The 9,968-nt window shown below is 35.3% G+C and carries 5 protein-coding genes and 1 pseudogene; 3 read left to right on the top strand and 3 right to left on the bottom strand.

Annotated features, from left to right (window positions below; all coding sequences use genetic code 11):
• The 3 genes and pseudogenes from HMPREF9171_RS112160 to HMPREF9171_RS112170 form a co-directional block, all read right to left on the bottom strand.
• Nucleotides 1-393, bottom strand: a pseudogene (locus HMPREF9171_RS112160) (sensor histidine kinase); the annotation flags it as partial.
• Nucleotides 390-1,076 (bottom strand): response regulator transcription factor, encoded by a 687-nt coding sequence (locus tag HMPREF9171_RS112165; RefSeq protein WP_000161337.1) that lies wholly within the window; start codon nt 1,074-1,076, stop codon nt 390-392. The gene HMPREF9171_RS112165 and the pseudogene HMPREF9171_RS112160, both read right to left, overlap by 4 nt.
• 232 nt (nt 1,077-1,308) lie before the next feature.
• Nucleotides 1,309-6,024, bottom strand: a complete 4,716-nt coding sequence (locus HMPREF9171_RS112170; RefSeq protein ID WP_001093368.1) for a S8 family serine peptidase — start codon at nt 6,022-6,024, stop codon at nt 1,309-1,311.
• A 322-nt stretch (nt 6,025-6,346) separates the two neighbouring features.
• Between HMPREF9171_RS112170 and HMPREF9171_RS112175 the strand changes: the two genes are divergently transcribed.
• From HMPREF9171_RS112175 to metE, 3 genes are all read left to right on the top strand, one after another.
• Complete coding sequence (locus HMPREF9171_RS112175) at nt 6,347-7,039, top strand: AzlC family ABC transporter permease (RefSeq protein ID WP_000410677.1); 693 nt, start codon at nt 6,347-6,349, stop codon at nt 7,037-7,039.
• The gene (locus tag HMPREF9171_RS112180) at nt 7,029-7,352 is read left to right on the top strand and encodes a branched-chain amino acid transport AzlD family protein (RefSeq protein ID WP_000610953.1); all 324 of its coding nucleotides are present in this window, start codon (nt 7,029-7,031) and stop codon (nt 7,350-7,352) included. The genes HMPREF9171_RS112175 and HMPREF9171_RS112180 overlap by 11 nt, the downstream gene beginning before the upstream one ends.
• A gap of 369 nt (nt 7,353-7,721) precedes the next feature.
• Nucleotides 7,722-9,959: a 5-methyltetrahydropteroyltriglutamate--homocysteine S-methyltransferase gene (gene metE, locus HMPREF9171_RS112185; protein WP_000241573.1), complete on the top strand. Its 2,238-nt coding sequence runs from the start codon at nt 7,722-7,724 to the stop codon at nt 9,957-9,959.
• Nucleotides 9,960-9,968: the final 9 nt, after the last annotated feature.

Raw genomic sequence — 9,968 nt, 5'->3', positions numbered from 1 at the left:
GGCATAATAGGTTTTTTTCTTGATGGTTATAAACATACCATCTTTTTCCTTGGAAATTTGCCACAATCTTTTTTGGGTAAGATAGCGAATAATATCATGGCTCTCTTTTTTATGATTATCAGTGCCATATTTCATACGATAATGCTGGTCAAAAATAGCATAGTAAGACCAAACAAAGATGCTATCTTGGTTAACCATATTTTCATCTGGTATTTTCTTGTTGTTATAGATACTATCTAAAATGGTGAAATTCGCCTGCATGGAATTCCTTGTCATTTGATGGACATAGTCTTTAATGACATAGTTGACAGAAAAATAGATGAGGTAAAAACCAAGAAATAGAGTGATGCTATTAATAAGGATAAGATTGCTAATTAAACTTTTCTTTTTCATTTGTCCTCTTTGATTAATTTGAAGCCGTAACCCCAGACAGTTTTGATACTAACCTGACTGTGGTATTGCTTAAGTTTTTTACGTAATCGTTTAATAGTGTCATCAACTGCTCTGCTTTCAATATCATCAAATCCCCAAATACGATTAAGCAGTGTTTCCCTAGAAAAAGCAGTTTCAGGTTTTTCAATTAATACTAAAAGAAAATCAAATTCTGTCTTGGTTAAGGGCATTTCTTCATTTGATAATAGGGCTATTCGCTTTTCAGTATCCAGAATTAAATCTAGGAACTGATACTGAGTGTCATTTTTGATTGCTTTTTCATCAAGGCGTTTGAACAATGCTTTAACATGTAGACTAAGTTTTATAGGTGAAAAAGGCTTGGTGAAGTAATCGTCAGTTCCTAAATTAAAAGCCGTAATGAAATCAACATCAGAATCTCTAGCTGTTAACATGATAATAGGAATATTATCATATTGGCGGATGCTTTTCATAACATCTAAACCATTAGTTCCAGGCATCATTATGTCTAATATAACTAAATCGGGTTTTTGGTTTTTATAGGCTTCTAAGAGAAGGTCTCCAGTTTCAAATGCTCGAACAGTGAAACCATCATGTTCTAAAAAAGGAACCACCAAGTCACGAATATTCTTTTCATCATCAGCGAAATAAATTATTTTTGTCATGTATACCTCAATACCCATAGTTATAATTTGACTTTTAGCTAGCTGTTTATGTCATATCAAATATAACAAAAAAAGAGTTTTTTTCCTATTCTTTGAAGTGTTATAGTGTTATAAACCAAGATACTGCAGAGAAAAGGTCTTTAGGAACATCATTTTAAGCTCCACAAAAAGGCACCCGTCACTAACTATTAATAGCTAGTAATTGATGCCTTGCTCTATTTTTTAAAGTATTTTATTCTCTTTTGATAGACTTTAGTTTGCTTGTTGCCAGACCTAGCATAGAGAGACTAAATAGCAATATTGTATAGGTTATTTTAGGAGTGCTTTCGCCTGTTTTAGGAAGCTTGTTTGTCTTTACCTTTTGATTATCGGTTTGACTAGTCACCCCTAAGACACGCTTCTGAGCAACCTCACTTTCTTTAGTCATGCCTTTTTTGAATATCAACGCCTGGGGCTGATTTGGCGGATTGATAGGTGTGGTATTGAGAGAGTCATTATCATTGAGTGATTGACTATAATTCTCTGCGGAAGAAACTCTATCGCGACCATCAAGCTCTTGTTCGGTTGCTTTTATTTGGTTTAATAACTCTTCAACTTGAGCTTGTGTAGCTTGTCTATTGGAAAGCAGCAATTCTGCTTTCTTGATAAGGTTATTATAATTTTCTTTAGCAAATTGACTGGCGTTCTGATATTTAGATGATGTTTGTTTCAGAACGTTTGCTTTAATTATCATATGGTGTAAACCAGAGTAATCAGTTTCATGACCATTTAATTGATTTTTAGCAATATCAAGATTTTCTAAGGCTTTGTCTACTTCTGATTGAGTGACGTTAGGTTTTTGTAGAAGGTTTTTCGCCAATTGGACTTGATTGATATAAGTTGATTGGCTTAATGGGCTGGCATTAACAAATTGATAGTTTCCCTTGATTTCTGTTTCAGCTAAAATAGCTTTTGCCAGTAAAGAAGTATCTGTTTCTTTACCGTTAAGAGCTTGGCGACTTTCTCTCAAAGCAGCAATAGCATTATCAATACTTGTTTGTTCCACTCTATTTTTAATTAAAGTTTGTGCCTTTTCAAGATTAGCTAGGTAATTATTTTTTAAGTGAGTTCCAGCATTATAAAACACAGGTTGGGTAATAATGTCAGTTTGTTCTGCTAGGGCATTAATTAGAGGAGCTTTATTAATCAGCGTCAATTTTGTTAGGTTTACTTGATCTTCTTTTACGGATACAAGTAAATCATCTAAGTTCTCTAAAGTGCTATACCCACTAGGCAGCGTTACGTTTAAACGATAGTCTCCTACAGGTATGTTTTTACCATAGTCAGTAGGAGAATAAGTTGCTTTTGGTAGATCAACAACAGTATTTGTCTTAGTAACCAACTGGACTGTTGCTCCTTTTGGTAAAAGCTTGTCAAATTCAACGAGTAAGGCTGCTTTCTTGAGTAAGTTAACTTTAAATAAGACGTCTTTAAGGCTATCTTTTTCAGAAATAGTTACAGTGACACTTTGGGGACTGATTAGATTTGCTCGTTCCTCATCGTATAAGAATAGGTCAAACGTATAGGTACCAAAAGGCAATTTCAGTAAATTGAGGTCTTTCCCGTGATGTTGCTTTTTGATGACATTACCTTTGTCATCTTTGACAGAGTAAGAGAAATCAATATCGACATTACTGTTAAGCTCAGAACTAAACACTTTGACGTTTACTAAACCATTTTTATTGCCAATATTGATCAAATCTTCGAGTTTTGCTGACACTAGATTGCCTGCATAATCTTCAACAGTGTAGTAGACATGAGAGAAATCGTTAACCTCTTTAGGTAGAATAAAGCTACCATCCTTTTCTTGTTTGATAAATACTTTGTTATCTTCAACAAGGATACCGTCTTCTCCTTTTTGACGTAAGACGCTATTATAATGACCATCTTTATCTTTTTTTAAGTAAAAAACTTGTTCTCTAAAGATACCAGATTCCCCGTGTTCTACTGCAGGACGAGCTTTGAAGATACGTCTATCTTTGTCATAAGTTGCTGTTGTTAGTATAGGAGCTTGTCTATCCAAAGTGATATCAAATACCATTTGTTGTGGCTTAGAGCCAGGGACATCAGAGTAGTATGTTAAAACGTATTTGTATTTTCCATCTTCTAAAGGAATACCATCAGTAGTGGTTCCTTTCCATTCTGTGTCATATAAAAATGTAGATTTTGGATTTTCAGTATTTCCGCTGTAGTAATTTTTATCTCCTGCTTGGGGAGCACTTACCCATAGTGGTTTTTGTAAATTAACATCATCTGCACGATAGACTTTGGCTCTTAAATTATTGAAATTACGTAAGAAAACACCTTTCAGTGCAACGGCATCTTGATTTTGGTCATCATTAGGTGAAATGGCTAGATGAGGCTGGCCTTTTTGATCTAGTTGTAAGATCCATTTTCCATCTATAGACTTATAGCTTCCCAAGGCTTTCAATTGGATAGGACTAGTACCGTCTGTTGAGTAAATAGGCTCTGAACTTGTAGTCATTAAGGCAGTATAATCTTCTGAACCAGGAACTTCGTTTGTTTGTTTTGGTTGGAAATAAAATCCCTTTTCTTTGTTAGCAACAAGCTTATAAATGGATTTTTCTAAAACTTCTAAGTTTTGGAATTCTCCCTTAAATCCAACATAAGGAATACTAAGAACTTCCCCACCATCAACAGGGTCTGTAAAACGTACGTAGCCTTCTAGGAAATAGCCGTTTGGCATTACTTTTTTTAACATGTCATGGTATTTCGAAACATCTATATCAATTGTAATCGTTTTAGTTTGCCCTGGTTCAATCCGTATCGTTTTCCCTGTAAATGTACCAAGTTGTTGAGGAGCCAATGTGACAAAGCCATCTTTAACTTGATCAGTATTTAAATAGGTTGTATAGTGTAAATCTTTTGCAACTTTATTGATATTATGAACAGTAACATCAAAGGAAATTTTATCTTTAATATTTCCTAATGTAACGCTACCATAGTTGTTTTCCCCACCAGTTAGGTATAATCCTGTCTGAACTGCTGCTGCGACATCGATAATACCTGCTCCTTGTTGGCGTGGTGAGGTGTAAGCGCCTGTATCTTTGTTTAGGTGTGCTTTAGCAGTACTCATAAGAAGGTATTTGACAGTTCTTTCAATGTCACCTTTTTTAAGTTCTGGATGTTCTTTCAATAAGTATTGTTTAACTAGAGCAGTAGCACCAGCGACATGGGGAGAAGCCATACTTGTCCCACTCATCATATCATATTCATTATCATTGATAGCGGCGTAAATAGAGCCTCCAGGAGCAGATAAGTCAGGTTTTAATTGTCCGTCTACTGTTAATCCCCAGCTTGAAAAGTCAGATAGGACACCTGCATTAGGGTTGGCTTGTTTATTTTTGATATTGTTAAATACAATTTTATAGTTGTTTTTAGCTAAAACATCTCCAAACTCTTTTTGAGTAAAAATGGCAGGAATAGCGCTTGCTTCAGGATCTAAACTCATTGTTAGATTAGCTTCTCCAGCTTTGTTATTAAAGATAATAGCTCCCACAGCACCGTGATTAATAGCGTTGACGACTTTTTTTGTAAAAGTAATATCTCCACGTTCAATTAAGGCGATTTTACCATTTAAAGTTTTGTCCTTATAATCATTGTCGTTTCCTTTTCCTACGAAAACATAATCATATTGCTTCCCTACTTCAAAGGTCTTATCACTAACTTTAGGATCTGCATAAGCAGCTAATCCGTTGTTGAGATTTTTGTTGTTTTCTAATCCGATAATGTTGAAGACTTTATTAACCAGTGTTGTATTATTATATGATGCTACAGAAATGGCCTCACGAGCTGTTGATGGACTACCAACTAAACCATAATCAGGATAAAGAGCAGAAGGCTTTGATGCTCCACTCCCAAATGTACCGTCGTTACCTGCTGCTATAACAACAGAAACGCAAGCGAGTCTAGCCATCTCTAAAGCTTTTATAAGTCGGTCATCGGCATTAACTAAAGAGCCATTAGCTCCACCTAAACTTAAATTAATGCTATCAGCACCGAGTTTAACGGCATCTTCAATAGCTTTAACATAAAGGGCTGGTCCAGTTCCTCTTTTTTCATCAGAGAAGACTCTCATAAACATTATTTGTGCTTCAGGAGCAACACCATAGATTAATTCATTTGTATCTTTCTTGCTAGGATTAGCTGTTGCGATACTGGTTACGTGCATACCATGAGAAGTGCTTTTCACCTCTTTTAGCTCTGTATTGACATCAACATAGTTGTGACCAAAGATTACTTTGTTGTTATACCATTTTCCATAGTTTATACCAGCTTTTGCTTTAGCAGCATTCATTTGCTGTTCGTTTTGGTATTTTGCTTTTGTCGAATCATTTAATTGGAGAGCATCGTGATTGATATCTAGTCCTGAGTCAATAATTGCTACAACAGTTCCCTCTCCTTTGTAGCCTGTGTTCCATACTTTGGGGACAGTGATAATTTTATTACTATCAATGTTTTGAGGGGTTTCTTTAGAAATAGCTGGTGTAGGTTTGACTGCTAAATTTTGTTTGGTTAAAGGAGTTTTAGAAACTTCTTGAGTGCTTTCAACCGGTTGATTTGCGGCTGGGGAAAATGTCTCGGTGGCTTGAGAGTGAGACTCAGCTACTGGTTGTGTTTCTGTTGGACTATTATTATTAGCCTTTGTAACAAGATTGTCTTGAGCTGTCGACGCAAGGGCTGATGACGTGTTGTTAGTAGGTGTCTCATTTGCTATGCTCGTTGGACTGTCTTTTACTTGCTGTTCAACTGCAATATCAGATGGCTTATTTATGACAGAATCAGCAGCTACATTTGTGATACCACCTAAAAAAAATAGGGTTCCCAAAAGTACAGATACGGCACCTAACTTATATTTCCGGATTGAAAAACGCTGTTTTGTGTTCATAAAAATCTCCTTTTCTTGTAACATAATAATTACAAAAACTATTAAAACATAAAAAATCAAAATTTTCTACAATTTTCTGAATTTTCATTACAAATTATTTTGTGGTCAATTTAAGACCGTACCTAAAGCATTTTTTAAAAATCATTCTATGAAAATAATAATATTGTCCAACTATATGGCTACAATATCAAAGGTTTATAGAATAATTACAGGATATTTATTAGTCTAATTGCTGGCAAAGCTAAATAATCATTCCTCTTCTTTCTTAGTAATCACCGTTGTGCTATAATAACTGAATATACTGAAAATTTAGGGGGATATGATGGAAAAAGGATTTAAAGAGGGAGTGAAAGATGCCTTGCCCACAGCTTTAGGGTATATCTCAATAGGCTTGGCGTTTGGGATAGTTGCTTCAGCATCAGATTTATCTGCAATAGAAGTTGGTCTTATGAGTGCCTTGGTATATGGGGGATCTGCTCAGTTTGCTATGTGTGCGATATTATTAGCAAAAGCAGACTTGATGACTATTACGATGACAGTATTTTTAGTTAATTTGAGAAATATGTTAATGAGTTTACATGCGACTACTATCTTCAAGTCCGCTCACCTAATGAATCAATTAGCCATAGGAACTCTAATAACAGATGAGAGCTACGGCGTTTTACTTGGAGAAGCATTGCATCACAAAGTCGTATCGCCTAGTTGGATGCATGGTAATAATGTGATGAGTTATTTGACATGGGTAATCTCAACGATAATAGGAACTTTACTGGGGAGTACTATTCCTAATCCAGAAATGTTTGGTTTAGACTTTGCATTAGTCGCCATGTTTATAGGTCTCTTTGTATTTCAGTTGTTTGGGATGTTATCTGATGGAAAGCGACTTGTTGTATATGTTCTTGCTTCTGTAGGTTTAAGTTACTTCTTATTAGCCACTTTTTTGTCAGGAGCCTTATCAGTATTGCTTGCGACTGTTGTTGGATGTAGTGTAGGAGTTGTTTTAGATGATAAATAGTACCGTTTTTCTTGCTATTCTTTTAGGTTTTGTTGTTTCTTGGGTGCCAAGAGTCGCTCCATTCATATTTGTAAAATACAAAGGGCTACCAAATAGTCTTGTGAAATTTTTAAAATTTCTTCCTCTTTCTATTTTATTTGCCCTAACATTCTCTAGCTTTTTTTCAGTTAAATTAGGACAATTGCCAACACTAAAATGGTTAGATTTATTGGCTGGCATACCAACTCTAGTTGTCACTATTCGATATCGAAATTTATTTTACACTGTTCTTACTGGTATCGTTACTATGGCTTTATTGAGATTACTATTTTAACGTGTAGGAATGGAAGATTAATAAAAACACAAAAAACGCATCTATTTCTAGATACGTTTTTTGTGTTTTTGTCTAGACAGGAACTTTTGATAGCCGATATGTAATAGTTTGACTAATTGTTAATAATATCAACGGATTTTTCTGTATCTTGATAATATGAGTTGATTGTAAGATTGCTTTTTAAAGATATCTACATGCTGCTGTTTTAAAATTTATAAAAAGGTCCATAGTGGTTTATATAGTTAAAAACTATATGAATCGCTAAAAATATAAAATATTAAAAGCTATTGATATTATAGTTTTCATGGACTAAAATAATTCATAAAACTAAAATGGTTAGTTATTAGCTATAACTTGATGGAGGAAATTATGGTAAAAGTTTCAAATTTAGGGTATCCACGTCTTGGTGAACAGCGCGAATGGAAGCAAGCGATCGAAGCTTTCTGGGCAGGGAATCTTGAACAAAAAGATTTAGAAAAACAACTAAAACAATTACGTATCAATCATTTAAAGAAACAAAAAGAGACAGGTATTGACCTTATTCCAGTGGGGGATTTTTCTTGTTATGATCATGTTTTGGATTTGTCATTTCAATTCAATATAATCCCAAAGCGTTTCGATGAGTATGAGAGGAATTTAGACCTTTATTTTGCTATTGCAAGAGGTGACAAAGATAATGTCGCATCATCTATGAAAAAGTGGTTTAATACCAACTACCACTACATAGTCCCAGAATGGGAGGTTGAGACTAAACCTCACTTGCAGAATAATTATTTACTTGATCTTTATCTAGAAGCTAGGGAAGTAGTTGGTGATAAAGCAAAGCCGGTTATCACTGGTCCAATAACCTATGTTTCCTTATCATCAGGAATTGTCGACTTTGAAGCGACTGTTCAGCGGTTATTACCACTTTATAAGCAGGTCTTTCAAGATCTGATAGATGCAGGCGCCACCTATATTCAGATTGATGAGCCGATATTTGTAACTGATGAAGGTGAACTTTTAGTAGATATAGCTAAGTCTGTCTATGATTTTTTTGCAAGAGAAGTACCACAAGCCCACTTCATCTTTCAAACCTACTTTGAATCAGCAGTCTGTTTAGATAAACTCTCTAAGCTGCCAGTAACGGGATTTGGCCTTGATTTTATACATGGTAGGGCGGAAAATTTAGCTGCTGTTAAGCAAGGTCTATTCCGCGAAAAAGAATTATTTGCAGGAATTGTTAATGGTCGAAATATCTGGGCAGTAAATTTAGAAGAAACGTTGGCTTTATTGGAAGAGATAGGTCCCTTTGTTAAACGTTTGACCCTTCAACCTTCTTCAAGTCTTTTACATGTACCGGTGACGACTAAATACGAAACACATTTAGACCCTGTGTTAAAGAATGGCTTATCATTTGCTGATGAAAAACTAAAGGAATTAGAACTATTAGCGAGTGCTTTGGATGGTAATAAAACAAAGGGATATCACGAAGCTTTATCTCGTTTTTCAGCTCTTCAAGCTGCTGATTTTCGTCATGTAGCATTGGAATCATTAGCAGAAGTAAGGCTTGAACGAAGTCCGTATAAATTACGCCAAGCTTTGCAAGCTGAAAAATTACAGTTACCGATTTTACCAACAACAACTATTGGGTCCTTTCCTCAATCACCTGAAATTAGGAAGAAACGCCTTGCTTGGAAAAGAGGAAATCTATCGGACTCAGATTATAAAGATTTCATAAAAACTGAAATTAGAAGATGGATTGCTATTCAAGAAGATCTTGATCTTGATGTGTTAGTACATGGCGAATTTGAGCGTGTGGATATGGTTGAATTTTTTGGTCAAAAGTTAGCTGGTTTTACGACAACCAAATTAGGCTGGGTACAGTCTTATGGTTCAAGGGCGGTCAAACCACCTATCATTTATGGTGATGTCAAACATATTCAACCCTTAAGCCTTGAAGAAACGGTTTATGCCCAAAGCTTGACTAAGAAACCTGTTAAAGGCATGTTGACAGGTCCTATTACTATAACGAACTGGTCATTTGAGCGAGATGATATTAGCCGATCTGATCTTTTTAATCAAATTGCTTTGGCTATAAAAGATGAGATTCAACTTTTGGAACAATCAGGTATTGCTATTATACAAGTGGATGAAGCAGCTCTTCGAGAAGGTTTACCCTTACGCCAACAAAAGCAACAGGCTTACTTAGATGATGCTGTTGCGGCCTTTAAAATTGCAACTTCATCTGTGAAAGATGAGACACAAATTCATACACATATGTGTTATTCAAAATTTGACGAAATTATTGATTCTATCCGTGCACTAGATTCAGATGTTATTTCTATTGAAACGAGTAGAAGTCATGGGGACATCATTGAAAGTTTTGAAACAGCAGTCTATCCTCTAGGAATTGGCCTGGGTGTTTACGATATTCATTCCCCTCGCATACCTACTAAGGAAGAAATTATTGTCAATATTCAACGATCACTAAAATGTCTATCAAAAGAGCAATTTTGGGTAAACCCTGATTGTGGCTTAAAAACACGCCGTGAAGCAGAAACAATTGCTTCCTTGGAGGTTCTTGTTTCAGCTACCAAAGAGGTTCGTCAGCAATTAGATAATTAATAGGTTAAT

Origin of the sequence: Streptococcus agalactiae ATCC 13813 (genome assembly GCF_000186445.1) — a bacterium.
Classification (GTDB): Bacteria; Bacillota; Bacilli; order Lactobacillales; family Streptococcaceae; genus Streptococcus; species Streptococcus agalactiae.
Note: the sequence above shows the minus strand (reverse complement) of the source record. Positions and strands in the feature narration are given on the sequence as shown.

Coding starts and splice junctions, on each gene's coding strand:
- HMPREF9171_RS112165 (WP_000161337.1), bottom strand. CDS start 1,076: ATGACAAAAATAATTTATTTCGCTGATGATGAAAAGAATATTCGTGAC.
- HMPREF9171_RS112170 (WP_001093368.1), bottom strand. CDS start 6,024: ATGAACACAAAACAGCGTTTTTCAATCCGGAAATATAAGTTAGGTGCC.
- HMPREF9171_RS112175 (WP_000410677.1), top strand. CDS start 6,347: ATGGAAAAAGGATTTAAAGAGGGAGTGAAAGATGCCTTGCCCACAGCT.
- HMPREF9171_RS112180 (WP_000610953.1), top strand. CDS start 7,029: ATGATAAATAGTACCGTTTTTCTTGCTATTCTTTTAGGTTTTGTTGTT.
- metE (WP_000241573.1), top strand. CDS start 7,722: ATGGTAAAAGTTTCAAATTTAGGGTATCCACGTCTTGGTGAACAGCGC.